The sequence below is a fragment of the Vibrio sp. Y176 genome (assembly GCF_033438945.1).
The window spans coordinates 1-642 of sequence record NZ_JAWOQS010000684.1; the positions used below are offsets into that span (position 1 = coordinate 1).

At 45.2% G+C, this 642-nt stretch carries 1 protein-coding gene; it reads left to right on the top strand.

Features of this window, described 5'->3' with window-relative positions; all coding sequences use genetic code 11:
* Positions 1-642: 2-dehydropantoate 2-reductase (locus R7O13_RS28055; RefSeq protein ID WP_318305346.1), on the top strand; the 642-nt coding region annotated here is incomplete at both ends.

Consider the following 642-nt stretch of genomic DNA (forward strand, 5'->3'; position numbering starts at 1 on the left):
TCTTATTGAGCACATTCATCGCGATGCCATTGTTATGCTTATGCACAATGGTATGGGTACGGCCGAGCAGGTAGAAGAGATGCTATCCGGAAATCCCGTCGTTATCGCAACCACAACCCATGGTGCTTATAAGCCGAATAAAGAGCACGTAATGCACACGGGGCAAGGCATCACTCAAGTTGGCGGCTTTAATGCATCTGGCGCTCATTGCCAGTTTTTGCAAGATGTTATGCAGCACGCTTTACCAGAAGTTGTTTGGAACCCAAACATCAATGCCGCGTTATGGACCAAACTCGCCATAAACTGTGCAATCAACCCGCTTACAGCATTGCATCAATGTAAAAATGGCGACCTTGCACACGGTGATTTTCAAGACACCTTGAAAAACATCACGAAAGAACTTGTCGAAGTGATGAATAAGGAAGACATTGCGACGCAGTTCGACGTACTTTTCGAGACCATTATGCAAGTGGTGCGGGCAACGTCTGAGAACTATTCTTCAATGAGGCAAGATGTGTTTCATCAGCGCCCGACCGAAATTGATTTTATCACTGGGTACTTGCTAAAAGCGGCAGAGAAACATCGCATCAATACACCTGAGAATTTAGAACTTTACCAACGCATCAAACAAATAGAACACAG